This is a genomic window from Curtobacterium sp. 320, assembly GCF_031455235.1.
Classification (GTDB): Bacteria; Actinomycetota; Actinomycetes; order Actinomycetales; family Microbacteriaceae; genus Curtobacterium.
In genome coordinates this window covers 426677-450764 of the sequence record NZ_JAVDSI010000001.1, presented here as the reverse complement: position 1 = coordinate 450764, position 24088 = coordinate 426677, and the positions used below count along the sequence as shown (strand labels likewise).

Here is a 24088-nt window from a genome sequence, read left to right as displayed (position 1 = left end):
CCGGACGTTCCCCGCGCGGCGCGTACGATCTGTGGGGTGACCCGAACCACCACGGCGGCCCCATCGCTGACGGTCTCGACCCGGATCCTCGACGACCCGGGCGCCGTCCTCCGCCACACCCTCCGGGACAGCCCGCTCGCGTTCGTGCGGAACGGCGACGGGATCGTCGGCATCGGCGAGGCCGTCCGGTGGACGTTCACCGGCCCGGACCGGATGCGCGAGGCCTCGGCGGCCTGGCGGTCCCTGGTCCGCGACGCCGTGGTCGACGACCCCGTGCAGCTGCGCGGCACCGGGCTCGTCGCGTTCGGCTCGTTCGCGTTCGCCGACGACTCGACCGAGACGAGCGTGCTGATCGTCCCGCGCGTCGTGATCGGCCGCCGCCGCGGGAAGGCCTGGCTCACCGCCGTCGACACCACGCTCGACCCCGAACCCCTCACCTTCACGCGCACGTCGGTCCCGGTGCCGCGCGTCGGTCCGCACGTGTCCGTCGCGCTCCGTCCCGGTGCCATCGACGAGGACGCCTACGCCGCCACGGTCGCCGACGCCGTCCGGCGGATCACCGCCGGCGACGCCGAGAAGGTGGTGCTCGCGCGGGACCTCGTCGGGACCCTCCCCGACGGCGCCGACCAGCGAGCGATCCTGCTCGACCTCGCCGAGGCGTACCCGCAGTGCGTCACGTTCGCCGTCGACGGGATCGTCGGGGCGACGCCGGAGACCCTCGCCCGGACCGACGGCACCCGGCTCTCGGCGCGCGTGCTCGCGGGCAGTGCGGCGCGCGGGACCGACCCGGTGTCCGACCGCGCCGCCGCCGAGGCCCTCGCCGCGAGCGCGAAGGACGTCGAGGAGCACGGCTTCGCCATCCAGAGCCTGCTGGCCGCGCTCGCCCCGATCGCGTCCGACCTCCGCGCCGACCCGGAGCCGTTCCGGTTGCAGCTGCCGAACCTGTGGCACCTCGCGACCGACGTCCAGGCGACGCTGCCCGTCGGCACGACCTCGCTCGACGTCGCCGACGCCCTGCACCCGACCGCCGCGGTCGCGGGGACCCCGACCGACGTCGCCGTCCGGCTCGTCTCCGAGCTCGAGGGCGTCGACCGCGGGCGCTACGCCGGGCCGGTCGGGTGGCTCGGGGCGAACGGGGACGGTGAGTGGATGCTCGCGTTGCGGAGCGCGCGGATCACCGACGACGGCACCGTGCGGGCGTGGGCCGGCGCGGGCATCGTGGCCGGGTCCGACCCGGCGCGCGAGGTCGCCGAGACCGCCCTGAAGTTCCGTCCGGTCACCGACGCGCTCGCCTAGTCGACGGCCAGGAGGCGCGGTGCCGGCCCGGCGCGCCGGCAGCGGCCCGGTGCCGCTCAGTCGGCCAGCGGCACCTCGATGACGACGCGCTCGGCCGGGTCCGTCAGGACCCGCTCGAGGTCGCCCCAGGTCGCCGCGCGCCGGTACTCCCAGCCGAGCCCGGTCACCACCGGCTGGACGTCGACGTGCTGCGGCGTCGTCATCATGCGGCGCATGTCGGCCTCCGGTGTCGTCGCCGCGACCTCGAGCCCCCGGAAGATCGCTCCCCCGCCGTCGTTCCCGACGATGACCTGCACGCGGTGCGGGTGCTCCTCGGTGCCGGCCACGAGCGCCCCGAGGTCGTGCAGGAACGTGAGGTCGCCGAGCAGGACGCGTGTCGTGCCGACCGAGGCCGTGGAACGCTCGAGCGCGGCGGCGATCCCGAGCGCGGTCGAGATCGTCCCGTCGATGCCCGCGAGCCCGCGGTTCGCGTGCACGCGGATCGCCTTGCCCGCGACGTGCCCGTCGGCCACCCGGATGATCTGCGAGGCGCCGAGCACGAGGCGGTCGTGCGGCCAGGTCGCACCCCAGACGGCGTCCGCGAGCATCGTGCGGTCGACGGCGCGGCGGCGGAGCGCCACCTCGTCGCGGAGGAACTTGTTGCGCTCGGCGCGGTCGCTGGAGCGCTTCGCATCGAGGTCGGGGCCGGCGTCGCCACCGCCGAGCAGCGCGCGGCTCGTGGCGACCCACCGGCCGACCCAGGCGCGGTGCTCCGGCCGGGTGCGGCCCGTCACGCGGACGTCCGACACGAAGGTGGTCGCGGCGTCGGGCCGGGAGGCGCGGGCCGGGTCGTAGGGATCGACTCCCGGTCCGCGGACCACGATCGTCTCGACGTCGGCGCGCTGGAGCAGGGCGGGGACCTCGCGGCTGAGGGTCGGGTGGCCGAGCACGACGGCGCGGCGGACCGCGCCGCCGAAGTCCGGGTCGCGCAGGAGCTCCCGGTAGGTGACGACCAGGTTCCGCCCGAACCGCGCACCACTCGACACCTCGGCGAGCAACGGCGCACCGAGCTCCCAGGCGATCCGCTCGGCGTCCGCCCCCGCGTCGTGTCCCGCGATGACGACCGTCGCGGGCTCGTCGTCCGGCGCGAGGTCGACGACCGGCAGACCGGAGTGCACGCGCCGGGTGGCGAACGCGAGGTCGACCTCGTCGTCGGGCACCGGCTGGACCGTCCCCTCGCCGAGCCCGGCCGACAGCGGTTCGCGGAAGGCGACGTTGAGCTGGACCGGACCGGGCTGCCCCGTGTGGCCGGCGGCAGCGGCGACGACTTCGCGCACGAGTACCCGGACGGTGTCGGCGGTGTCGGCGTCGACACCGTGCGCGGTGGGCGCCTCGACGTCGCGGACGACGGCGACGGCCGGCCCGAAGAGCCCGGGCTGCACCGTGGTCTGGTTGCTGCCGATGCCGCGGAGCTCGTCGGGGCGGTCCGCGCTGACGACGATCATCGGCACACCGGAGTGGTGCGCTTCGAGCACGGCGGGGTGCAGGTTGGCGACCGCGGTGCCCGAGGTGGTCACGACCGCGGCGGGCCGACCGGACTCGACGGCGAGCCCGAGCGCGAAGAAGCCGGCGGTGCGCTCGTCGAGCCGGACGTGCACGCTGATGCCGCCCGCGCGCTCGACGGCGACGGCAGCGAGGGCGAGCGCCTGCGATCGGGAGCCGGGGCTCACCACGACGTCGGTCACACCGGCCCGGGCGAGCTCGGTCAGGAGCGCGACGGCGAAGTCGGTCGCCGGGCTGCCGGAACCGGCCGGACCGTCAGCGATCGGTGCGGCCGTCGTCGTCGCGGTGCTGGTCGCGGCGGTCTCGGTCGGCGCGGCGTTCTCGTTCGCGGAACTGCTGTTCGAGGTCTCGGAGGGTCTCGTCGTCCTGGTCCTTGTCCGTGCGGTGCTGCTCGGGGCCGCTGGGGCCGCCGAGGAAGTCCGGGTCGTCTTCGGGACCACGGTACCCGGAGCCACCGCCGGGACGGATCGCCGGTGCCCGGCCGAGGACGAACCAGAGGACGCCGCCGAGCACGGGGAGCACGATCACGAGGAGGACCCACACGCCGCGGCTGAGGGAACGGACACGCTCGCGGGGCATCGTGGCGGCGTCGATGGCCGCGTAGACCGTGAACGCCACGGCGGCCACGACGACGATCAGCCACAGTCGGATCATGGCCGGGAGTCTAGGTCGGCAGCCTGTGGGGTCCCTGCCGGTTGCGCATCCGTAGACTTGCGCAGGTGAAAGCGTGGCTCGTGTACACCCTCGCCCGCCTCGGCATCTTCGCCGCGGCGCTGGCACTGCTCCTGCTCCTGACGCCGATGCCCGGCTCCTGGGCGACGATCGTCGCCGCGCTCGTGGCGCTGCTCATCTCGTACATCGCCCTGCCGAAGCTGCGCGGTCGCGTCACCGAGAGCCTGGCGAACCGTCGACCGGCGCCGGAGCACGACGTCGACACCGACTTCGAGGACGACTTCGTCGACGCGGCCGACAGCGACTCCCCGGTCGAGCAGCCGGTCTCCGACGCCGACCGCCACGCAGCGCGCCGCGAGCACCGCGACGATTGACCCGCCTGGTTACGGCTGGACGGCGAGCGTGATGCCGAGCACCACGCCGAACACGAGCGACGCGAACGACGACAGCTGGAGCGCCGTGATGAGCTCCCGCGGCTTCCGCGACGAGACGCCGATCGCGAGTGCCGGCAGCGCCAGCAGCAGCGAGAAGTACGTGAACCCGGTGCGGAAGTAGAGCAGCACGAACCAGAGCAGCACCACGTACGGCAGCATCAGGAACAGGCCGTAGAGCACCCGGGCGACCGGGCGTCCGACCACGACCGCGAGGGTGCGCTTGCCCGCGAGCCGGTCCTCGTCGATGTCGCGGATGTTGTTCACCATCAGCACCGCACAGGCGAAGAACCCGGCCGCGATCGCAGCGGCCCACCCGCTCGGGGTCACCCGGTCGATGAGGACGAACTGCGTGCCGAGGACGGCGACGAGTCCGAAGAACACGAACACGAAGACCTCGCCGAGCGCGTTGTACCCGTACGGCTTCTTGCCGCCGGTGTAGAACCACGCCGCGACGATGGCGGCAGCGCCCACGAGCAGGAGCCACCACAGCTGGGTGAGCACCACGATGACGATGCCGGCGACGGCGGCGAGCCCGAAGAACGTCAGCGCGACGGTCAGCACGGTGCGGGGCTTCGCGAGTCCGGCTCCGGTGAGACGGGCCGGCCCGACGCGGAACTCGTCCGTGCCGCGCACCCCGTCGGAGTAGTCGTTGCTGTAGTTCACGCCGATCTGCAGGAACAGCGCGACGAGCAGCGCCAGGATCGCGATGGGCAGGTGGTGGCCCTTCGCGAGCCAGTCGCCGAAGTCACCGGCCTCACCGCTGTCCACGAACCCGACCGTCGTGCCCATCACGACGGGGACGACGCCGAGCGTCAGGGTGCGCAGGCGCGCCCCGCCGATCCAGTCGCCCGCGGTCGCGCGGCGCTTCGTGCGCTGCGGTGCCGCGGCCTTGGCCGGGTTGCCGGAGCGGTTCCTGGACCGGTTCGTGTTCTTCGTGCGTGCCACGACCGTCCATCGTATCCGCGTCCGCCGTGCGTCCGGGACGCCGGCACAGGAGGAACGGATCACCGTCGGCGGTCGACCCGCGTCCGTCAGGCGGTCGGGTCAGCGATCGCGCGGATCGCCCGGCGGTCCGGCTTGCCGGTGGCGAGCATCGGGAGCCGCTCGACGACGACCACGTCGGCGGGCCGTGCGGCCCGCCCGAGGGCGTCGCCCACCGCGGCGCGGACCACCTCGAGGTCGAGCGGCCGCTCGGTCACGACGACGGGGACCTCGCCCCACTCCCCCGACGCCCGGCGCGTGACCACCGCGCCCTCCTGCCCGTCGAGCCCGCGGACGATCCGTTCGACGGCGCCGAGCGGGACCTTCTCGCCGCCCGAGATCACGACGTCGTCGAGCCGGCCGAGCACCCGCACGACACCGTCGACGACCTCGGCGGCGTCGCCCGTGCGGTACCAGCGGTGTCCGTCGCGCTCGGTGAAGGTCGCCGCCGTGCGGTCGGGGTCGTCCAGGTAGCCCTCGGCGAGCATCGGCCCGGACAGGAACAGCTCGCCGTCCACGAGCTCGGTGCGGACGGTACCGAACGGGACACCGTCGTAGACGCACCCGCCGCTCGTCTCGCTCGCGCCGTAGGTCGTCACGATCCGGACGCCGGCGGCGCGGGCCCGGTCACGGAGGGGCGCCGGGGTCGCCTGCCCGCCGACGAGCACGGCGTCGAACCCGGCGAGGGCACGGGTGGCCCGCTCGTCGTCGAGCACGCGGGCGAGCTGCACCGGGACGAGCGAGGTGTAGCGCCGCGGTGCCCCGGGACCGGTGACGAGCCGGTCGGCCGCGTCGGCGAACGCACCCGCGTCGAAGTGCCCGGGAGCGACGACGACGGGCGCAGTCCCCGCGGTGATCGACCGGGTCAGGACGTTGAGCCCCGCGATGTAGTGCGTCGGCAACGCGAGCACCCAGCCGCCGGGGCCCCCGAGTGCCGCGTCCGCCGCAGCGGCACCGGCGAGCAGCGCCTCCGACGAGAGCGCCACGCGCTTGCCGGTGCCGGTGGACCCGCTCGTCTCGACGACCAGGGCGACCCGCTGCGGGACGGTGGCCGGAGCGGGTGTCGGCAGCGCCGGGGCGCCGTCCGCGACCGGGAGCAGGGCGGGGCCGCCGGCGAGTGCCGCCTCCAGGCCCCGCAGCACGACCGACGCGTCCGACGTGCCGGTCGCGTCCAGCGGACGGGCCATCAGTAGTGCCAGGGGAAGGACGTCCACTCGGGCGCGCGCTTCTCGAGGAAGGAGTCGCGACCCTCGACCGCCTCGTCGGTGCCGTAGGCGAGCCGCGTGGCCTCACCGGCGAACACCTGCTGGCCGACCATGCCGTCGTCGACCGCGTTGAAGGCGTACTTGAGCATCCGGATCGCCGTCGGGGACTTGCCGAGCACGATCTCGCCCCAGCGGATCGCCTCGCGCTCGAGGTCCTCGTGCGGGACGACGGCGTTCACGGCGCCCATCTCGTACGCGCGCTGCGCCGAGTACTCCTGCGCGAGGAAGAAGACCTCGCGCGCGAACTTCTGGCCGATCTGCTTGGCGTAGTAGGCGCTGCCGTACCCGCCGTCGAACGACCCCACGTCGGCGTCGGTCTGCTTGAACCTGCCGTGCTCGGCGCTCGCGATGGTGAGGTCGCAGATCGCGTGCAGCGAGTGGCCCCCACCCGCCGCCCACCCCGGGACGACGGCGATGACGACCTTGGGCATCATCCGGATGAGCCGCTGGACCTCGAGGATGTGCAGCCGCCCCATCGACGCCTGCGCCGCTGCCGGGTCGACACCCTCGGGCGGCGCACCCTCGTCACCGACGTACTGGTAGCCGCTCCGGCCGCGGATGCGCTGGTCGCCGCCGGAGCAGAACGCCCACCCGCCGTCCTTCGGGCTCGGGCCGTTCCCGGTGAGGAGCACGACGCCGACACGCGGGTCCTGCCGGGCGTCGTCGAGGGCGCGGTACAGCTCGTCGACGGTGCGCGGACGGAAGGCGTTCCGCACCTCGGGCCGGTCGAACGCGACCCGGACGATCCCGTGGGAGACGTGCTTGTGGTACGTGATGTCGGTGAACTGCTCCGCGATCGGAACCGCGGTCCAGACGTCGGGGTCGAACAGGTCGGAGACGGGAGCAGCCATGCTCCAACGCTACCGCCGCGTGCTACAGCCCCGCGCCGTCCGTCGCGGCCGAACCACCCATGTCGGTCAGCAGCTCGGGGGCGACGATCACGAGCAGCACGATGAGGATCACCGGGTTCGCGAAGAACGCCACGACGACCCCGACGGCGCCGTACCAGCGGCCGAACGAGCCCACAGCGGCGACGAACCCGAGCACCGCGGCGATGAGCGTGAGGAAGACCACCACGAAGCAGATGCCGAAGGCGAAGTCGGTGTCGCCGCCCATGAACACGGCGAAGGCGCTGGCGTCGACCGCGGCGGAGACGACCGCGAGCCCCAGGGCGATCTTGCCGACCATCGGGTTGCGCTTCTTGCGCCCCTTCTGGGCTTCCTGCCGGACGTCGACGGTGTTCCGCTGCATGAGCCGGGCGAACTCGCCGGTGTCGCGACCGGGGGCCTGCGCACGCGCACTCGGAGACTGCGCACGCGCGCCCGGGGCCTGCGCACGCGCCGAGGACGGTGCTGCGGATCGCTGCGACGCGCGCTGCTGCGGTTCCGGCGCCACAGGTCCTCCCTCGTCCTCGGTGCTGGTGCTGGAGTGCCGACCGTGGCCGACGTTCGTGCTGGGGTGCCGACCGTGGCCGACCGATGCAGACTAGTGCGCTGCCCTGGCGGTCCGCTCCGAGGAACCGTGGGGTGCCCTGGGTGCTCCTGGGATGATGGCCAGGTGCTCCCCGACCTCGACGACCTCCTCTCCGACGCGCACGTCGTGGCGCTGCCCATGCGGGTGCGGTTCCGCGGCATCACGGTGCGCGAGGCCCTCGTCCTGCGCGGTCCGGCCGGGTGGACCGAGTTCTCCCCGTTCGTCGAGTACGACGACGCCGAGGCCGCCGCGTGGCTCCGGGCTGCGGTCGACTTCGGCTGGACGACGCACGAGCCCGCCGCGGACAGCGTCCCCGTGAACGCCACCGTGCCGGCGATCGCTCCGGACGGCGTCGCGGACCTCCTCGCGCGGTACCCGGGCTGCACGACCGCCAAGGTCAAGGTCGCCGAACCAGGCACCATCATCGACGACGACGTGGCCCGCGTCGCCGAGGTCCGACGGGTGATGGGCCCCTCCGCTGCGGTCCGGGTGGACGCGAACGGGCTCTGGAGCGTCGACTCCGCCGCAGAGGCCCTCGAGCGCCTCGCCCCGTTCGACCTGCAGTACGCCGAGCAGCCGTGCCGCACGGTGCCGGAACTCGCCGAGCTCCGGCAGCGGATCGCCGGACTCGGCGTGCCGATCGCCGCGGACGAGAGCGTCCGCAAGGCCTCGGACCCGCTCGCCGTCGCCCGGGCCGGTGCCGCCGACGTCCTCGTCGTGAAGGCGCAGCCCCTCGGCGGCATCACCGCCGCGCGTGCGGTCGTCGCCGACGCCGGGCTCCCCTGCGTGGTCTCGAGTGCGCTCGACACGTCGGTCGGGCTGGGGATGGGGGCGTTCCTCGCGGCCGAGGCGATGTCGCCCGGGTACGCCGCGGGGCTCGGCACCGCGGCGATGTTCACGTCGGACGTGTCGGCGGCACCGCTGCTGCCGGTGGACGGGCGGGTGCCGGTGCGGCGGGTCGAGGTCGACCGGGACCTGCTGGAGCGGAACGCCGCGTGGCCGGAGCGTACCGCGTGGTGGCTCGCGCGGCTCGAGCGGGTGCACGCGCTCCTCGCCGGCTGACCGCCCGCCCGGCCGCCCCGGTCGGCTCGGCCGCCCGGGTCTGCCCGGTCGCACGACCTGCCGCTCACGTTCACCGAGGTCGCACGTTCGGTCGCTCCGACGCGCGCCGAGCGACGGATTGCGCGACCTCGCGCTCGCGTCCGGGCTCGGGCCTCGGACTCGCGCCGACGACGGACGGGAGGCGCGGTGCCAGCTGGCACCGCGCCTCCCGTCCGGCCGTGGTCGCGACCAGGGCCGCATCAGCGACCCGTCCGGCTCAGAGTCCGGAGTAGCTGTGCAGGCCCTTGAAGAACACGTTCACGACCGAGAAGTTGAACATCACCGCGGCGAAGCCGATGAGGGCCAGCCACGACGACCGCGCGCCACGCCACCCGCGGGTCGCACGCGCGTGGATGTACCCGGCGTAGACCACCCAGATGATGAAGGTCCAGACCTCCTTGGTGTCCCACCCCCAGTAGCGACCCCAGGCGCGCTCGGCCCAGATCGCACCGGCGATGAGCGTGAAGGTCCAGAGGACGAACCCGACGAGCAGGACGCGGTAGGTGAGGACCTCGAGCCGGTCGGCGTCCGGCAGCGTCTCCATGAAGCGGAGCTTGCCCGAGGCGGTCCGACCCTGGCGGTAGGTCTGCACGAGCTGCGCCACGGCGAGTCCGGCGCCGAGGGCGAAGAAGCCCGTGCCGGCGATGGCGACGAAGACGTGGATGACGAGCCAGTACGACTGCAGCGCGGGCTGCAGCGGCACGACGGGCACCCAGTAGTTCACGGTCGCGATGCCGAGCAGGATGATCGTCAGGCCGGTGATGAAGACGCCGAGGAACTTCAGGTTCTGCCAGAACTGCACGAGCAGGAAGATCAGGGTGATCAGCGCCGTGCCGGTCAGCGAGAACTCGAACATGTTGCCCCACGGCACGCGGTCGGCCGCGATCCCGCGCAGGACGACGGACGCGACGTGCAGCACGAGCGCGAGGATCGTCATCGCCATGCCGACCCGCTCGAACTTCGTCCCGCGGCGCCCGGCTCGTTCGTCGGTGACGGCGACCTGCTCGAGGACGACGGTGCCGCCCTGGACGGTCGCGACGGTCCGCTCCGCGCCGGCGGCGGGCGCCGCAGCGGCGTCGGACGCAGCCGTCACGTCGCCGGCCCGCTTCGCCATGTCGAGGGCGAACGCGATGAACGCGATGACGTAGACCGCCATGGCGGAGTACGTCAGCACGACCGAGTAGGTCGCGAGGTTCGTGGTCATGTCGTTCACTGGGGCATCCTAACTCCGAGGTCCGACGTGTGGCGCTTGGCGATGTCCGCCACGGCCCGTTCGAGGTTCGGGTCCTCGCCGCGTGCGAGGCCCGCGTACTCGAGGTCGTAGCCCGGCTCGGCGTCGGCGCTGCCGTCGCGGCGCGGCACGACCTTCACCCAGACGCGACGGCGCGGGACGAAGAGCGACGTGAGGAGCCCGAGGACGGACAGCACGGCGAAGCCGCCGACCCACAGCTGCGACGGGTCGTGGTGGACGTCGAGCGAGACGTAGCGCTTCACCCCGTCGAACGTGATCGACCCGGCGCCGTCCGGCAGCGTCTTGGTCTGCCCGGGCTTCAGCTCGACACTGGCGGTCTTAGACTGGCGGCCCGCGATCTGCTGCAGCCCGCTGGTGTCGAGCGTGTAGACGCTCTGCGGGACGCCGTCGTCGAGCCCGAGGTCACCCGTGTAGACCTGCAGGGTCAGCAGCGGGTTCTGGTCGTCCGGGTAGGCGCTGGCGTACGCGCCGGTCGAGAGCTTCGACGCCGTCGGGTAGAAGAACCCGACCATGCCGAGCTGGTCCGGCAGCGCGTCCGGCACCTTGATGACACCGGTCGACGTGTAGTTCGCGTCCTCGGGGAGGAACGGCACGGTGTCCTGGAACGCCACGTTGCCGTCGCCGTCGCGCACGGTGACGTCCATCGCGTAACCGTTGCCGAGGAGGTAGACGTTGGTGCCGCCGACGCTCACCGGGTCGTTGACGCCGAGGCGGCTCGTCTGCTTGGAGCCGCCCTTCTCCTGCGTCGTCACCGTCGCCGAGTAGTCGAGCGCCTGGCCGAGGGCGTCGAGGTTGCGCTCCTCGTACTTGGTGACGAACTTGTCGAGCGTGAAGTTGTAGCCCTTGAGGTCGCTCTGCTGGAACCAGCGGCCGGGGTTGAACGAGTCGTACGAGCCGAGCACGTTCGAGAACGTCTGGCCCTCGACGAGGAGCCGCTGGCCGGTGTACCCGAACCCGCCGCCGACACCGACCGCGAGCAGCACACCCACGAGCGCCGCGTGGAACACCAGGTTGCCGGTCTCGCGCAGGTAGCCGCGCTCGGCGCTCACCGAGTCGCCGAAGCGTTCGACGCGGTAGCCGGAGCGCTTGAGGATCGCCATCGCGCGGGTGACGGCGTGCTCCGGCGTGACGCCCTCGCCGTCGACGGCGACCGAGCGGTAGCCGGCCAGACGGCTCAGGCGGACCGGGGTCTTCGGGGGTCGGGTGCGCAGCGCCTGCCAGTGGTGCTTCGTGCGCGGGACGATGCAGCCGATCAGGGAGACGAAGAGCAGCAGGTAGATCGCCGAGAACCACACCGACGTGTAGGTGTCGAAGACCTGCAGCTTGTCGAGGACCGGGAAGAGCTGCGGGTGGTCGGCCTTGTACTGGACGACGCCGTTCGGGTCGGCCGTGCGCTGCGGGACCAGGGACCCCGGGATCGCCGCGAGCGCCAGCAGCATGAGGAGGAACAGCGCCGTGCGCATGCTCGTGAGCTGCCGCCAGAAGAAGCGGAGGTACCCGACGGCCCCGAGCTTCGGCTGGTTGACGCCGGAGTCGCCCGACCCGCCTGCAGCCGTCTCCGGGCCGGATCCGTCGACGTGGTCCGACGGTCGCTGCGGGTCCGCCGAGGTGTCGGTGGAGTCGATGTCGGGGTCAGACTGCGGGGACAAAGGTCTGGATCACCGCCCCGACGCTCGACATGACGGCCGACCAGATGCCGGTGACCATGAGCAGACCGATGACGATCAGGATCGCTCCTCCGATGATGTTGACGATGCGCATGTGGCGCTTCACGGCGCGGATCGCGCCCGTGGCCCAGCCGGCGCCGAGCGCGACGAGGACGAACGGGATGCCGAGGCCGAGGCAGTACGCGACACCGAGCCACATGCCCTGCCATGCGCTGCCGGACTGGACGCTGAGCAGGTTGATCGCCGCGAGGGTCGGGCCGAGGCAGGGCGTCCAGCCGAGCCCGAACACGATGCCCAGCAGGGGCGCACCGACCAGGCCGGTTGCGGGCGTCCACCCGGGCTTGATCGTGCGCTGCAGGAAGGTGAAGCGGCCGACGAAGACGAGACCCATCGCGATGACGACGACGCCGAGGATCTGCGTGATGAGGTCGCGCCACCGGACGAGCCAGAACCCGAGCGCGCCGAAGACCGTCGTGTACGCCACGAACACCGCGGTGAAGCCGAGGATGAACAGCAGCACCCCGAGCACCACGCGACTGCGGCGCTGTCCGCCCTCGGCGACGCCGCCGACGTAGCCGAGGTAGCCCGGCACGAGGGGCAGCACGCACGGGGACAGGAACGACACGAGCCCGGCGAGTGCCGCGACGGGGAGCGCCACGGCCATCTGCCCGCTGAGGATCGCGTCGGCGAAGGGGTTGCTGGACACGGGTCAGGAAGCCTTGCCCGACAACTCGTCGGAGACGAGCGTGTTCAGGATGCCCGGGCCGTCGACCGCACCGAGGACGCGGGCGGCGACGCGGCCCTGCTTGTCGAGCACGATCGTGGCGGGCACGGCGTTCGGGGCGATCTGCCCGGAGAGCGCGAGCTGCATCGCGCCGGTCTTCTGGTCGAGCACCGTCGGGTAGTCGACCTTGAAGGTGCGCTCGAACGCCTCGGCCGTGGCCTGCTCGTCACGGACGTTGACGCCGATGAACTGGACGTCGTCGTCGGCGAACTGGTCGTGGACCTTGTTGAGGTACTTCGCCTCGGCACGGCACGGCGGGCAGCCGGCGTACCAGAAGTTGAGGACGACGACCTTGCCCTTGAGCTCCTTCGACGACAGGGTCTCGCCGTCGATGTCCTTCGCCTCGAAGTCGACCGCGTCGGTGCGCTTGTCGGCGGCGACCTCGGTCACGGCGCCGTCACCGGAGATGTAGTTCTGGGTCGTGCCGCTGCCGTACTGCTTCGACAGCGAGTCGTTGTCGGACGAGCACCCCGTCAGGACGAGGGCGGCGGTCACCGCCGTCGCCGCGAGCACCGCGAACCGCTTGCTCCTGCTGGTGATCACACTGCTCCTTCGTCGATGGCGGTCGCGCGCAGGGCCTGCGCCGGGTCCGCGTACCCGACTTCGGTGAACCGACCGGACGAGGTGGCGGGTACACGCTCGACGGTGGTGATGCTGGAGAGGTCGCAGCGTCGCTTGCGCGGGTCGTGCCAGAGCTGTTCGCCGGCGAGACGGCGGTGCACCATCCAGATCGGCAGCTGGTGGCTGACGAGGACGACGTCACCGTCGTCGACGCTCTCCCACGCGGTGGCTACGGCTGCGAGCATCCGGTTCGCGATGGACTCGTACGCCTCGCCCCAGCTCGGCCGGAACGGGTTCGCGATCCAGGGCCACTCGGCCGGGCGTCCGAGCGAACGCTTGGTGAAGCCCGGGGGCTGTCCCTCGTACCGGTTGGTGGGCTCGATGAGCCGCTCGTCGAGGGCGACGTCGAGCCCGAAGGCCTCGGACCAGGGCGCGGCGGACTCCTGCGTGCGCTGCAACGGCGAGGCCACGATCCGCCGGACGTCGACGCCGGCGTCCTTCCACGCGGTCGCGGAGGCGAGGGCCATCTGCTTGCCGAGGTCGCTCAACCCGAAGCCGGGGAGCCGCCCGTAGAGGACACGGTCCGGGTTGTGCACCTCGCCGTGACGGACGAGGTGGATTCGGGACGCGGGCATGGGTTCCAGTGTAGGTCGCTCAGGGGTTCCCACCGCCCGCACAGGGGATTCACCGGATGCGGAACCACTCAGCCCAGTTCGCCGGAGAGCCGCCCGTGGAGCGCCGTGGACCCGGTGTTGAGGTGCACCACCTCGACCGTCGACCCGTGCTTGGCGAATCGCTGCTCGACCCCGTCGAGGGCCGCGACCGTGCTGGCGTCGAACACGTGCGCGTCGGACATGTCGATGACGACGTGCTCGGGGTCCTCGGCGTAGGAGAAGCGGGTGACGAGGTCGTTCGACGAGGCGAAGAACAGCGCCCCGCGGACCCGGTAGCGGACCGTGTGCTCGTCGACGACCTCACGCGCGACGGTCACCACGTGGGCGGCTCGGCGGGCGAAGACGAGCGCGGCGACGACCACCCCGACGAGCACGCCGGTCGCGAGGTTGTCCGTCGCGACGACGACCACGACGGTGATCACCATCACCGCGGTCTCGCCGAGGGGCATCCGCCGGAGCGTGCGGGGTCGGATGCTGTGCCAGTCGAAGGTGGCGACGCAGACCATGATCATCACGGCGGTGAGCGCGGCCATCGGGATCTCGGCCACGAGGTCGTGCAGGACGATCGTCAGCACGAGCACCGACGCTCCGGCGGCGAACGTGGAGATGCGCGTCCGGGCCCCGGCCGTCTTCACGTTGATGACGGTCTGGCCGATCATCGCGCAGCCGCCGGTGCCACCGAAGAAGGCCGACGCGACGTTCGCGATGCCCTGGCCCCACGACTCACGCCACTTGCTCGAACCGGTCTCGGTGATCGAGTCGACGAGCTGCGCGGTGAGCAGCGTCTCGATGAGCCCGACGATCGCGACGCCGAACGCGTACGGCGCGATGGTCTGCAGCGTGCCCAGCGAGAACGGCGTGGTGATGCCGCTGAACCCGGGCAGCGCGCTCGGCAGCGCGCCCTCGTCGCCGACCGTTGGCACGGCGACGCCGAACAGGATCGTGATCGCGGTGATCACGACGACGGCGACGAGCGGTGCCGGGACCGCCTTCGTGACGAACGGGAACCCGATGATGACGGCGACGCCGAGTGCCGTCAGCGCCCAGACCACCGCCGGCACGTCCGGACCGAACAGGTTCGGCAGCTGCGCGGTGAAGATCAGGATGGCGAGGGCGTTCACGAACGCGACGTTCACGCTGCGCGGGATGAACCGCATCAGCCGGGCGACCCCGAGGAAGCCGAGCACGATCTGGATGAGGCCGCCGAGGACGATCGTCGGGACGAGGTACGCGATCCCGTGGTCGCGCACGAGCGGGGCGATCACGAGCGCCACGGACCCGGCAGCGGCGGAGATCATCGCCGGACGGCCGCCCACGATCGAGATCACGACGGCGATGACGACGCTCGAGAAGAGCCCCACCGCCGGGTCGACCCCGGCGACGACCGAGAAGGAGATCGCCTCGGGGATGAGGGCGAGCGCGGTGACGATCCCGGCGAGGACCTCGCGCGTGAGGAGGCGGGGCGAACGCAGGGCGCTGAGGACGCTCGGAGCGGTGGGAGCGTGGGTGGTCACGGACATCGCCCTGAACTCTACCCTCACGTGAGGGTAGAGTCGTCCCCGTGAGCACCACGATGCACATCGGCGAACTGGCCGACCGCGCCGGGATGTCCCTCCGCACGATCCGGCACTACGACGAGGTCGGGCTGCTCGTGCCGAGCGGACGGACGACCGGCGGGTTCCGGGTCTACACGGAACAGGACCTCGAACGGCTGCTCGTGATCCGGCGGATGAAGCCGCTCGGGTTCACGCTGGACGAGATGGCCGAGCTGCTCCGGGTCGTCGACGGTCTGGCCGCGAAGGACCCCGGGGACGCGCCAGCGCTGGCCGCACGGCTCGACGAGTTCCTCGTGGACGCGCGGGCGCGGCACGCGAAGCTCATCGAGCGGGCGGGCATGGCCGAGGAGTTCATCGGGACGCTCGGCAGCCTGCGCGCTTCACTCCCGTGAGGGCTCCCCCGCCCCAGGCGGCCGGGCCGCGAGCCCCTCGACCCCTGCCGTCGTGCGGGGTCTCCCTCCAGCTCGCGACCCGGCCACGTCAGGAACGCTACGGAGACATCGGACCCGACCCGCGCCTCCGGGACCATCTGTGGACGATGCCGGACGCCAGCCGACCTGTGGAGGAACGAACGCATCCGACGACGGCGCCCGAGGCGCAACCGGTAGACTCGACCACCGTGATCGAACGCACCCGCATCGCCGACCTCGCCGCACGCCCCGACGGCCCCGTCTCCGTCGCTGGATGGGTGGAGACCGTCCGAGACCAGAAGAAGGTGCAGTTCGTCGTCCTCCGTGACGAGTCCGGCGCCGCACAGCTCGTCAACCCCGCCACGCGCGAAGCGGTCGAGGGCGACGACGCCTCCGCCGCCGCACTCGCGACGACCGAGGCGATCTCCGGCCTCGCGCACGGCACCTTCGTGCACGTGCAGGGCACCCTGAAGCACGACGAGCGCGTCAAGCTCGGCGGGCTCGAGGTCAAGGTCGGCGACCTGACCGTCATCAGCGCCGCCATCCCGGAGACCCCGATCGCGGACGACTCCTCGCTCGACAAGCGCCTCGACTGGCGCTTCCTCGACCTGCGCAACCGCAAGCAGAACCTCATCTTCCGCATCCAGACGACGATGGAGCACGCGTTCCGCACGTACTGGGTCGAGCGTGACTACATCGAGATCCACACCCCGAAGCTGATGGCCTCGGCGTCCGAGTCGCGTGCCGAGCTCTTCCAGCTCGAGTACTTCGAGACGACGGCGTACCTCGCGCAGTCGCCGCAGAACTTCAAGCAGATGGCGCAGCCGGCCGGCTTCGGCGCGGTCTTCGAGATCGCCGACGCCTTCCGTGCGGACCCGTCGTTCACGAGCCGCCACGCGACCGAGTTCACGAGCGTCGACGCCGAGATCTCATGGGTCGAGTCGCACGAGGACGTCATGGCCATGCACGAGGAGCTCCTCGTCGCCGGCTTCACCGCCGTCAAGGAGAAGTACGGCGCCGAGATCGAAGCGGTCTTCGGCTTCGAGTTCGTCGTCCCGACCGCACCCTTCCCGCGCGTGACCCTGGCCGAGGCCCGGAAGATCGTCGCCGACAGCGGCTACGAGGTCGTCCGCGCCGACGGTGACCTCGACCCCGAGGGCGAGCGCCGCGTGAGCGCCTGGGCGAAGGAGACGCATGGTTCGGAGTTCGTCTTCGTCACCGACTACGACGCGTCGATCCGCCCCTACTACCACATGCGTCACGCCGACGACCCGACGCTCACGAACAGCTACGACCTGCTGTTCAACGGCGCCGAGATCTCGACGGGTGCACAGCGCGAGCACCGTGTCGACACCCTGACGGCACAGGCCGTCGAGAAGGGCCTCGACCCCGAGGAGCTCGGCTGGTACCTCGACTTCTTCCGCTACGGCGTGCCGCCGCACGGCGGGTTCGGCATGGGCCTGGCGCGCGTGCTCATGCTCGCGCTGCACGAGCCGTCCATCCGCGAGGTCACGTACCTGTTCCGCGGCCCGACGCGCCTCACCCCGTAGTCACCCGCTGCACGAGAACGGCCCCTGTCCGAGGACGGGGGCCGTTCTGCGTGCGCCGGCGCGGGCCAGGAGGCGCGGCTCAGCTCTCCCAGTCGATGGCCGCCCGCCCCGTGACCAGGCCACGGATCTCCGCTGCCGCGGCCTGGTGCTGCGGGTGCACCTGGTACTCGTCGAGGCCGGCGAGGTCGTCGAAGGTCGCCACGACGGCGACGTCCTGGTTCTTCCCCGGGTAGGCGACGTTCTCGACGACCTGCAGGGAACGGATCGAGTCGACGGTGCCGATCAGCCCGACGAGGAGCTCGCGGATCCGCTCGACGGACTGTGCGCGGTCGAGGTCCTCGCGCAGGGTCCAGGAGACGACGTGGTGGATCATGCGCGGGCCTCGGCCTTCTCGAGGGCACGGTGGAGCCGGTCGGCGTCGACGTGCCAGTTGCTGTGGACACGCCCGTCGACCAGGACGACCGGGATGTCCTCCGCGTACTCCAGGCGGAGGGCGTCGTCGTCGAGGATGGACAGCTCCTGCAGCGTCGTCCCCGGGTGTTCGGCCACGACACGTTCGACGACCGGTCGGGCGTCGTCGCAGAGGTGGCAGCCGGGCTTGGTCAGCAGGGTCACGGCGGGCATGGGACCACCATATCCGCCCCCGGAAACGCGAAAGCCCCGGCGAACCGGGGCATGACGCTGCAGGCTCGGGGCCTACTTCTTGTTGCGACGCTGGTGGCGCGTCTTGCGAAGCAGCTTGCGGTGCTTCTTCTTCGCCATGCGCTTGCGACGCTTCTTGATGACAGAACCCATACGGACCTCACTCGGACTGATGTTGTGTGGACACCGGGCCAACGAGACCGCGGAAAAACAACCCCGCCGAGTCTAGCGGAGGCCTGACGCGATGTCGAACGGGCCGGTTCGGACCCGCCTAGCCGACGTCGGCGATGCCACCGCGCAGGACGTCCGCGACGGCGGACTCCGGGACGCGGAAGGACCGGCCGAAGCGGATGGCGGGGAGTTCCCCCGCGTGGACCATGCGGTAGACGGTCATCTTGGAGACGCGCATCATCTCGGCGACCTCAGCGACGGTGAGGAAGCGCACGTCGTCGAAACTGCCGGTCATGGTCCGCCTTCGGGAAATCGGTGTGACCTGTGTGGTCACTGGCAACTGTAGGGGCGGGTGCGACCCGGTGTCCAGGTCCCGTTCAGTCCTCGTCGCCCCGACGCGTGAAGCGCTTCCGGCTGCGGTCGACGACCCGTTCCCAGCCCTGCTGCGCGCCGGACAGCGCCGCGGTCGCGCGGTAGGAGGCCTCGGCCATCACGCGGCCGAGCTCGGTGCCGACCTCGACCGTGGCCTTGCCCGCCGTGCCGGAGCGTCGGACCGAGACCGGTTGCCCGTCGAGCGTCCACGCCGTCGTGGCCGGGGTGCCGTCGGCGTCCACCGCGCCGGTGAACGGGAGGACCCACTCCTCGATGCCGAGGAGCGGCTCCGGGTCGAGGCGGTAGTAGCGGTGCTGCCCCTCTTCGCGGCTCGTCACGAGGCCGATGTCGCGGAGCACGCGCAGGTGCTTCGACACGGTCGGCTGGCTGACGCCGAGGCGTTCCACGAGCTGGCCGACGCTGAGCTCGCCGCCGGTGACGTCCGAGCCGTACGCGGACAGGAGCGTCCCGAGCAGCTCACGCCTGGTGGGGTCCGCCACGACGCTGAAGATGTCGGCCATGGGGCAAGGCTAGCCGGGGCGTCACGGATGTACCATGACGAACCGTCCCGCCCATGTCCACGGAGGCATACGATGCTCGACCGACACGAGCCGCCGTCCCGCTCGGCGGGAGCGACCCGTCGACGGCCGTCCCGTTTCGGCACCGCCCTCCGCTCGTCGCCGTCCCGCTTGGCGATCGTCGTCTTCGTGGCGCTGATCTTCGTCTTCACGAGCCTGTTCATGACGCCGTGGGCCGCGGCGGACGGACGCTCGACGCACTTCGCGGACGCCCTCTTCACCGCGGCGTCGGTGGTCTGCGTCACCGGGCTCGCCACCGTGGACATGGCGACGCACTGGTCGGTGTTCGGCAAGACCCTCGTGGTGATCGGCACCCAGATCGGGGCCGTGGGCGTCCTGACGTTCGCCTCGATCCTCGGCCTCTTCGTCACCCGGAAGCTCGGACTCCGCGCGAAGCTCATGGCGGCCGGCGACTCGAACCCCCTGCGGACCCACCACGGCGCCGTGCCCGAGGGCCAGGCCGTCCGTCTCGGTGAGGTCGGCACCCTGCTCGCGACGGTCGCGGTGAGCACCCTGTCGATCGAGATCGTCCTCGGGCTCCTCCTGCTGCCGTCCGTGCTCATCGCCGGGATGCCCTTCTGGACGGCTGTCGGGGACTCCTTCTACTACGCGGCGATGGCGTTCACGAACACCGGCTTCGCGCCGAACGCCAGCGGACTCACCCCGTTCGCGCACGACTACTGGTTCCTCTCGCTGCTCATGGTCGGCGTGGTCTTGGGCTCGATCGGCTTCCCGGTGATCCGTGCCCTGACGAAGCAGCTCCGGACGCCGCGCCGCTGGCCGATCCACGTGAAGCTCACGCTCGCGACGAGCGCGGTCCTGCTCGTCGGCGGCGCCGCGGTGTACATCGCGCTCGAGGCATCGAACCCGACCACCTTCGGTGAGGAGGGCGCTGGTCGCACCGCGTTCCAGGCCCTCTTCCTCTCCACGATGACCCGGTCCGGCGGGTTCTCCCTCGTCGACTTCGACCAGCTGAACGGGTCGAGCCTGCTCGTCACGGACATGCTCATGTTCATCGGCGGCGGCTCGGCCTCGACCGCCGGCGGCATCAAGGTCACGACGCTCGCGGTCCTGTTCCTCGCCGCCGTCGCCGAGGCCCGCGGGCGCCAGAGCATGGAGGCGTTCGGCCGGCGCATCCCGAGCGACGTCCTGCGCGTGGCCGTGGCGGTCGTGCTCTGGGGCGCCACCATCGTGGCCGTCGCGACCGTCGTGCTCCTGCAGATCACCCACGAGTCCCTCGACCGCGTGCTGTTCGAGGTCATCTCGGCGTTCGCGACGTGCGGGCTGTCCTCCGGGGTGTCCGCGAACCTGCCCGAGTCCGGCAAGTACGTGCTCGCGGCGACGATGTTCCTGGGCCGTGTCGGTACAGTGACCATCGCCGCTGCACTGGCCGCCAGCCAGAGCCGGCAACTGTTCCGCCGTCCCGAGGAGAGGCCGATCGTTGGCTGACCGCAACCGTCCGCACCCGCTCGGCGCCGTCAGCCACGATGCTCCGGTGCTCGTCATCGGCCTCGGACGGTTCGGTGCCGCCACCGCCGGGCAGCTCGAGCGGCAGGACCGCGAGGTCCTCGTCGTCGACACCGACGCCGGGCTCGTGCAGAAGTGGTCGGACCGCGTCACGCACGCGGTGCAGGCGGACGCGACCGACATCGACGCCCTGCGGCAGATCGGTGCGCAGGACTTCCCGATCGCCGTCGTCGGGACCGGCAGCGACCTCGAGTCGAGCGTGCTCATCACCGCGAACCTCGTCGACCTCGGCATCCCGCAGATCTGGGCGAAGGCGATCAGCAGGTCGCACGGCACGATCCTGTCCCGGATCGGCGCGAACCACGTCGTCTACCCCGAGCGCGAGGCCGGCGAGCGCACCGCACACCTGGTGTCCGGCCGGATGCTCGACTTCATCGAGTTCGACGACGACTTCGCCGTGGTCAAGATGTTCCCGCCGGCGTCGGTCCGCGGCAAGGACCTGGCGACCACGGTGATCCGCACCCGCTTCGGCCTGACCGTGCTCGGCATCAAGACCCCCGGCGAGGCCTTCGTCCCGGCGACGCCGGAGAGCGTGATCGGCCAGAACGACGTCATCATCGTCTCGGGGACCGAGAGCGCGTTGGAACGGTTCGCCGCCCTGGAGTGAGGACGGGACGGACAGGAGGCGCGGGGCGGGCCCGCACCGTCCCTCCAGTCCGTCAGCCGGTCACGTCGCGGACGCGACGCCGTCCCGGAGTGCACGGAAGAGCCGTTCCAGCCCGGCGCGGTGCGCCGTGACGACGGTGTCCTCGTCCTCCCCCGCGAGGACGGCCCGTGCCGTCCCGACGAAGACCGTGGCGTAGCCGGCGACGAAGAGGGCTGCGAGGAGTCGGTCGCCGACGGCGTCCCCGAGCGCGCGCTGCGCCCCGGCAACGAGCTCGAGCGCACGCGACTGCAGGGCCGGCGAGTCGGCGACCGTCCGGAAGAACGCGTGCGCGCCGGGCGCCAGCCCGGAGACCGGCGCGCGCTCGTCGACCAGGCGCAGTGCGAGCGCCTCGAGCGCGTCGAGCGCCTCGTCACGCGGAACGTTGTCGACGGCTGCGACGAACAGCGCGACCGTCTCGGCGGAGCGGTCGAGGAACAGGTCTTCCTTGCGCGGGAAGTGCTTGAAGACCGTGACGCTCGAGACCCCGGAGGCCTTCGCGACCTGCGCGACGGTGACGCCGTCGAAGCCGTGCTCGGCGAACATCCCGGACGCCGTCTCGGCGATCCGCGCACGGGTCTCCGGCCCGCCGCGGGGCGCGCTCCTGGGCATGCGGACTCCTCGCTGATTGACTCACTCAGTTTACTGACTTAACCTAGACGCATGAACGCCGTCCGGTCCCCCCACTCTCCCCGATCCCTGCGCGGATCGCGTGTCGCCCTCGCCGGGCTCGCCGCGGTCTTCCTGTTCGAGATGCTCGACAACTCCGTCCTGAACGTCGCGCTCCCCACGATCGGTCGCGAGCTGCAGGTCGGTGCGACCGGGCTGCAGTGGGTGACGACGGCGTACTCGGTGGTGTTCGGCGGGCTCATGCTCGCCGCGGGTGCCGTCGCGGACCGGTACGGCCGACGCCGGGTGATGCTCGTGGGGCTCGTGCTCCTCGGGCTGGCGAGCCTCGCGACCGCGTTCGTCACCACCGCCGACCAGCTGATCGCCGTCCGGGTCACCACCGGGATCGCGGCGGCGATGACGACCCCCGGGTCGATGGCCCTCGCGTTCCGGCTCTTCGACGACGACGAGCGGCGGGTCCGGGCGATCACGGTGATCTCCACCGTCGGGCTCGTCGGGCTCGCGGTGGGACCGACGGTGGGCGGACTCGTCCTCGCCGTCGCGCCCTGGCAGGTGCTCCTGCTCGTCGACGTCCCGATCGCCGCACTCGCGTTCGTGGGGATCCGCGTCGGTGTCACCGCGGACGACCCAGCGGGGCTGCACCGGGCTCCCGTGGACTGGACCGGAGCGGCACTGGGGACCGTGACGATCGTCCTCGCCCTCGTCGCGCCGACGCGGTTCGCCGGCGGTGGGCTCGACGACTGGACGGCCTGGGCGGCCACGGCCGGCGCGATCGGCGGCGGCGTCTGGTTCGCCGTGCGACAGCGCCGCGTCGAGCACCCGCTGCTCGACCTCGCGCTCGTCGCCCGGCCGCTGGTCTCGAGCGGCCTCGCGTACAAGGCGGCCACGGGCCTCGCGGTCGCGGGCCTCGGCTACCTGGTGACGCTGCACCTGCAGCTCGCCTGGGGGTGGCCGCCCGCCCTCGCCGCGATCGGCATGCTCCCGCAGGTCGCCGTGCTCGTGGCCGGGAGCGCGTTCGTCGGACCCTTCGTCCGGCACGTCGGACTCGGGCACGCCGCGTGGTCGAGCGCGGCCGCCGTGGTCGTCGGGCTCGCGGTGTACACGCTGCTCGGGCCGCTCGGCTACGGGTGGATCGCCCTGGCGCTCGTGCTCGTCGCCGCGGGCATGCGGGTCGTGGGGGTGGTCGCCGGCACGAACGTCCTGCACGGGCTGCCGGAGGACCGCACGACGATCGGCGCCGCCCTCGTGGACACCTCGTCCGAGGTGGCCTCGGCCGTCGGGGTGGCGATCGCCGGCACGGTGCTCGGTGCCGTGTTCACCGGGTCACTCACCGCGACGCCGTGGACCCACGCCCAGGGGGTGGCGTTCGACCACGCGGTGACGATCGGTGGGTCGGTGCTCACCGTGCTCGCCGGGGTGCTCGTCGTCTGGGCGATGGTCCGGGCCGGACGTGCCGGGACGACCGCTAGCCCTTCGCCAGTTCCTCGGCGCGGGCGATCGCCGCGCGGGACGCCCGCTCGAACGTCCCCGCGAGATCGGCGTCCTGCAGCACCGCGACGGCACGCTCGGTGGTCCCCTTCGGACTCGTGACGGCCCTCCGCAGGTCGGCGGGCTCCTTGCCGGAGGCGGCGAGCAGTTCGACGGCACCGCGGAGCGTGCCCTGCACCATCGCCTCGGCCTGGTCGTGGGAGAACCCGAGCATCTCGGCGGCCTGCTGCCACTGCTCCACGAGGAGGAAGACGTAGGCGGGCCCGGAGCCCGAGACGGCGGAGAGCGCGTCGAGCTGGGACTCCGGCACCTCGATCACGACACCGGACGCGTCGAACACGGAGGACGCGAGCGCGACGGCGTCGGCGTCCGCGGAGGCTCCGGCGCTGATCCCGGTCACCCCGTGCCCGACGCCGATCGGCGTGTTCGGGAGCGCTCGGACGACCCGGACACCGGCCGGCACCTTCGCCTCCATGCTCGCGGTCGTCGTCCCCACGGCGACGCTCACGACGACGGTCCCCGGCTCGAGGTCCGCCGAGACCTCGTCGAGCAGGTCACCGATCGCGTAGGGCTTCACCCCGAGCACGACGAGCGACGCGCCGCGCACCGCTGCCCGGTTCGCGTCGGGGTCGGTGTCGGTGGCGGTGGCGTCCAGGCCACGCTCCCGGTGTGCCGCGGCGGACTGCTCCGACTTCGTCGTCAGGGTCACGGTGGCCCGGTCGAGACCGGCGGCGAGCAGGCCGTCGAGGACCGCGCCGGACATGGAGCCGACGCCGAGCAGGGCGGTGCGGGGCAGTTCGATCGTCATGCCCCAGACCC

The 24088-nt window shown here is 72.0% G+C and carries 26 protein-coding genes and 1 pseudogene; 8 read left to right on the top strand and 19 right to left on the bottom strand.

Going from position 1 to position 24088, the window contains the following annotated elements:
* Positions 1-36: 36 nt before the first annotated feature.
* Complete coding sequence (locus J2X60_RS02235) at positions 37-1296, top strand: isochorismate synthase (RefSeq protein WP_309886369.1); 1260 nt, start codon at positions 37-39, stop codon at positions 1294-1296.
* Between the two features lie 56 nt (positions 1297-1352).
* On the opposite strand, the gene menD is transcribed toward J2X60_RS02235, so the two are convergent.
* Positions 1353-3101, bottom strand: a complete 1749-nt coding sequence (menD, locus tag J2X60_RS02230) for a 2-succinyl-5-enolpyruvyl-6-hydroxy-3-cyclohexene-1-carboxylic-acid synthase (RefSeq protein ID WP_309886481.1) — start codon at positions 3099-3101, stop codon at positions 1353-1355.
* Complete coding sequence (locus J2X60_RS02225) at positions 3094-3492, bottom strand: PLDc N-terminal domain-containing protein (RefSeq protein WP_309886368.1); 399 nt, start codon at positions 3490-3492, stop codon at positions 3094-3096. Before J2X60_RS02225 ends, menD begins: the two co-directional genes overlap by 8 nt.
* A 65-nt stretch (positions 3493-3557) precedes the next feature.
* Between J2X60_RS02225 and J2X60_RS02220 the strand changes: the two genes are divergently transcribed.
* Positions 3558-3884 (top strand): DUF4229 domain-containing protein, encoded by a 327-nt coding sequence (locus J2X60_RS02220; RefSeq protein ID WP_309886367.1) that lies wholly within the window; start codon positions 3558-3560, stop codon positions 3882-3884.
* A gap of 9 nt (positions 3885-3893) precedes the next feature.
* On the opposite strand, the gene J2X60_RS02215 is transcribed toward J2X60_RS02220, so the two are convergent.
* The 4 genes from J2X60_RS02215 to J2X60_RS02200 form a co-directional block, all read right to left on the bottom strand.
* Complete coding sequence (locus J2X60_RS02215) at positions 3894-4889, bottom strand: 1,4-dihydroxy-2-naphthoate polyprenyltransferase (protein ID WP_254790973.1); 996 nt, start codon at positions 4887-4889, stop codon at positions 3894-3896.
* An 86-nt stretch (positions 4890-4975) separates the two neighbouring features.
* Positions 4976-6112, bottom strand: coding sequence for an AMP-binding protein (locus J2X60_RS02210; RefSeq protein WP_309886366.1), 1137 nt, complete (start codon positions 6110-6112; stop codon positions 4976-4978).
* Positions 6112-7041 (bottom strand): 1,4-dihydroxy-2-naphthoyl-CoA synthase, encoded by a 930-nt coding sequence (locus tag J2X60_RS02205; protein WP_309886365.1) that lies wholly within the window; start codon positions 7039-7041, stop codon positions 6112-6114. Before J2X60_RS02205 ends, J2X60_RS02210 begins: the two co-directional genes overlap by 1 nt.
* Positions 7042-7063: 22 nt before the next feature.
* Positions 7064-7585 (bottom strand): hypothetical protein, encoded by a 522-nt coding sequence (locus J2X60_RS02200; RefSeq protein WP_309886364.1) that lies wholly within the window; start codon positions 7583-7585, stop codon positions 7064-7066.
* A 162-nt stretch (positions 7586-7747) separates the two neighbouring features.
* Here J2X60_RS02200 and J2X60_RS02195 point away from each other — a divergent pair, with 162 nt between their 5' ends.
* Complete coding sequence (locus J2X60_RS02195) at positions 7748-8725, top strand: o-succinylbenzoate synthase (protein WP_309886363.1); 978 nt, start codon at positions 7748-7750, stop codon at positions 8723-8725.
* A 256-nt stretch (positions 8726-8981) separates the two neighbouring features.
* Here J2X60_RS02195 and ccsB read toward each other — a convergent pair whose 3' ends face one another.
* From ccsB to J2X60_RS02165, 6 genes are all read right to left on the bottom strand, one after another.
* Positions 8982-9968 carry a c-type cytochrome biogenesis protein CcsB gene (gene ccsB, locus J2X60_RS02190; RefSeq protein WP_309780458.1) on the bottom strand — a complete coding sequence of 329 codons (987 nt, stop codon included), beginning with the start codon at positions 9966-9968 and terminating at the stop codon, positions 8982-8984.
* A 5-nt stretch (positions 9969-9973) separates the two neighbouring features.
* On the bottom strand, positions 9974-11665 hold the full coding sequence (locus J2X60_RS02185; RefSeq protein WP_261647093.1) for a cytochrome c biogenesis protein ResB: 1692 nt from the start codon (positions 11663-11665) through the stop codon (positions 9974-9976).
* Positions 11649-12347: a cytochrome c biogenesis protein CcdA gene (locus J2X60_RS02180; RefSeq protein WP_309886480.1), complete on the bottom strand. Its 699-nt coding sequence runs from the start codon at positions 12345-12347 to the stop codon at positions 11649-11651. Before J2X60_RS02180 ends, J2X60_RS02185 begins: the two co-directional genes overlap by 17 nt.
* Positions 12348-12392: 45 nt before the next feature.
* Positions 12393-13010: a TlpA disulfide reductase family protein gene (locus tag J2X60_RS02175; RefSeq protein WP_083413893.1), complete on the bottom strand. Its 618-nt coding sequence runs from the start codon at positions 13008-13010 to the stop codon at positions 12393-12395.
* Positions 13007-13663 (bottom strand): histidine phosphatase family protein, encoded by a 657-nt coding sequence (locus J2X60_RS02170; protein ID WP_309886362.1) that lies wholly within the window; start codon positions 13661-13663, stop codon positions 13007-13009. The genes J2X60_RS02175 and J2X60_RS02170 overlap by 4 nt, the downstream gene beginning before the upstream one ends.
* Before the next feature lie 68 nt (positions 13664-13731).
* The gene (locus J2X60_RS02165; RefSeq protein ID WP_309886361.1) at positions 13732-15222 is read right to left on the bottom strand and encodes a SulP family inorganic anion transporter; all 1491 of its coding nucleotides are present in this window, start codon (positions 15220-15222) and stop codon (positions 13732-13734) included.
* Between the two features lie 53 nt (positions 15223-15275).
* Here J2X60_RS02165 and J2X60_RS02160 point away from each other — a divergent pair, with 53 nt between their 5' ends.
* Together J2X60_RS02160 and aspS are read left to right on the top strand one after the other, a co-directional pair.
* On the top strand, positions 15276-15650 hold the full coding sequence (locus J2X60_RS02160; protein WP_261647099.1) for a MerR family transcriptional regulator: 375 nt from the start codon (positions 15276-15278) through the stop codon (positions 15648-15650).
* Positions 15651-15877: 227 nt separating this feature from the next.
* A complete protein-coding gene (aspS, locus tag J2X60_RS02155; RefSeq protein ID WP_309780043.1) occupies positions 15878-17218 on the top strand; it encodes an aspartate--tRNA(Asn) ligase in 1341 nt (446 codons plus the stop codon).
* 79 nt (positions 17219-17297) lie between these two features.
* On the opposite strand, the gene J2X60_RS02150 is transcribed toward aspS, so the two are convergent.
* The 5 genes from J2X60_RS02150 to J2X60_RS02130 form a co-directional block, all read right to left on the bottom strand.
* Positions 17298-17591, bottom strand: coding sequence for a Dabb family protein (locus J2X60_RS02150; protein ID WP_071296699.1), 294 nt, complete (start codon positions 17589-17591; stop codon positions 17298-17300).
* Entirely contained in the window at positions 17588-17842 is a 255-nt protein-coding gene (locus J2X60_RS02145) for a glutaredoxin family protein (protein ID WP_071296698.1), read from the bottom strand. The genes J2X60_RS02150 and J2X60_RS02145 overlap by 4 nt, the downstream gene beginning before the upstream one ends.
* A 72-nt stretch (positions 17843-17914) precedes the next feature.
* A complete protein-coding gene (locus J2X60_RS02140) occupies positions 17915-18013 on the bottom strand; it encodes a 30S ribosomal protein bS22 (RefSeq protein WP_003792170.1) in 99 nt (32 codons plus the stop codon).
* 118 nt (positions 18014-18131) lie between these two features.
* Positions 18132-18326, bottom strand: a complete 195-nt coding sequence (locus tag J2X60_RS02135; protein ID WP_022902482.1) for a helix-turn-helix domain-containing protein — start codon at positions 18324-18326, stop codon at positions 18132-18134.
* A gap of 82 nt (positions 18327-18408) precedes the next feature.
* Positions 18409-18924, bottom strand: a complete 516-nt coding sequence (locus J2X60_RS02130; protein ID WP_309886360.1) for a metalloregulator ArsR/SmtB family transcription factor — start codon at positions 18922-18924, stop codon at positions 18409-18411.
* Between the two features lie 72 nt (positions 18925-18996).
* Here J2X60_RS02130 and J2X60_RS02125 point away from each other — a divergent pair, with 72 nt between their 5' ends.
* Positions 18997-20430, top strand: coding sequence for a potassium transporter TrkG (locus J2X60_RS02125; RefSeq protein ID WP_309886359.1), 1434 nt, complete (start codon positions 18997-18999; stop codon positions 20428-20430).
* Positions 20423-21115 carry a TrkA family potassium uptake protein gene (locus J2X60_RS02120; protein ID WP_175473676.1) on the top strand — a complete coding sequence of 231 codons (693 nt, stop codon included), beginning with the start codon at positions 20423-20425 and terminating at the stop codon, positions 21113-21115. The genes J2X60_RS02125 and J2X60_RS02120 overlap by 8 nt, the downstream gene beginning before the upstream one ends.
* A gap of 60 nt (positions 21116-21175) precedes the next feature.
* Here J2X60_RS02120 and J2X60_RS02115 read toward each other — a convergent pair whose 3' ends face one another.
* The gene (locus J2X60_RS02115; RefSeq protein WP_309886358.1) at positions 21176-21763 is read right to left on the bottom strand and encodes a TetR/AcrR family transcriptional regulator; all 588 of its coding nucleotides are present in this window, start codon (positions 21761-21763) and stop codon (positions 21176-21178) included.
* A 51-nt stretch (positions 21764-21814) separates the two neighbouring features.
* Between J2X60_RS02115 and J2X60_RS02110 the strand changes: the two are divergent.
* Positions 21815-23050 (top strand): annotated as a pseudogene (locus J2X60_RS02110) (MFS transporter); the annotation flags it as partial.
* A 196-nt stretch (positions 23051-23246) separates the two neighbouring features.
* On the opposite strand, the gene proC reads toward J2X60_RS02110, so the two are convergent.
* Complete coding sequence (gene proC / locus J2X60_RS02105) at positions 23247-24077, bottom strand: pyrroline-5-carboxylate reductase (RefSeq protein ID WP_309886357.1); 831 nt, start codon at positions 24075-24077, stop codon at positions 23247-23249.
* Positions 24078-24088 lie beyond the last annotated feature (11 nt).

Coding starts and splice junctions, on each gene's coding strand:
- J2X60_RS02225 (WP_309886368.1), bottom strand. CDS start 3,492: ATGATCCGACTGTGGCTGATCGTCGTCGTGGCCGCCGTGGCGTTCACG.
- J2X60_RS02210 (WP_309886366.1), bottom strand. CDS start 6,112: ATGGCCCGTCCGCTGGACGCGACCGGCACGTCGGACGCGTCGGTCGTG.
- J2X60_RS02205 (WP_309886365.1), bottom strand. CDS start 7,041: ATGGCTGCTCCCGTCTCCGACCTGTTCGACCCCGACGTCTGGACCGCG.
- ccsB (WP_309780458.1), bottom strand. CDS start 9,968: ATGACCACGAACCTCGCGACCTACTCGGTCGTGCTGACGTACTCCGCC.
- J2X60_RS02180 (WP_309886480.1), bottom strand. CDS start 12,347: ATGGCCGTGGCGCTCCCCGTCGCGGCACTCGCCGGGCTCGTGTCGTTC.
- J2X60_RS02170 (WP_309886362.1), bottom strand. CDS start 13,663: ATGCCCGCGTCCCGAATCCACCTCGTCCGTCACGGCGAGGTGCACAAC.
- J2X60_RS02165 (WP_309886361.1), bottom strand. CDS start 15,222: ATGTCCGTGACCACCCACGCTCCCACCGCTCCGAGCGTCCTCAGCGCC.
- J2X60_RS02160 (WP_261647099.1), top strand. CDS start 15,276: ATGCACATCGGCGAACTGGCCGACCGCGCCGGGATGTCCCTCCGCACG.
- J2X60_RS02150 (WP_071296699.1), bottom strand. CDS start 17,591: ATGATCCACCACGTCGTCTCCTGGACCCTGCGCGAGGACCTCGACCGC.
- J2X60_RS02145 (WP_071296698.1), bottom strand. CDS start 17,842: ATGCCCGCCGTGACCCTGCTGACCAAGCCCGGCTGCCACCTCTGCGAC.
- J2X60_RS02140 (WP_003792170.1), bottom strand. CDS start 18,013: ATGGGTTCTGTCATCAAGAAGCGTCGCAAGCGCATGGCGAAGAAGAAG.
- J2X60_RS02135 (WP_022902482.1), bottom strand. CDS start 18,326: ATGACCGGCAGTTTCGACGACGTGCGCTTCCTCACCGTCGCTGAGGTC.
- J2X60_RS02130 (WP_309886360.1), bottom strand. CDS start 18,924: ATGGCCGACATCTTCAGCGTCGTGGCGGACCCCACCAGGCGTGAGCTG.
- J2X60_RS02125 (WP_309886359.1), top strand. CDS start 18,997: ATGCTCGACCGACACGAGCCGCCGTCCCGCTCGGCGGGAGCGACCCGT.
- J2X60_RS02115 (WP_309886358.1), bottom strand. CDS start 21,763: ATGCCCAGGAGCGCGCCCCGCGGCGGGCCGGAGACCCGTGCGCGGATC.
- proC (WP_309886357.1), bottom strand. CDS start 24,077: ATGACGATCGAACTGCCCCGCACCGCCCTGCTCGGCGTCGGCTCCATG.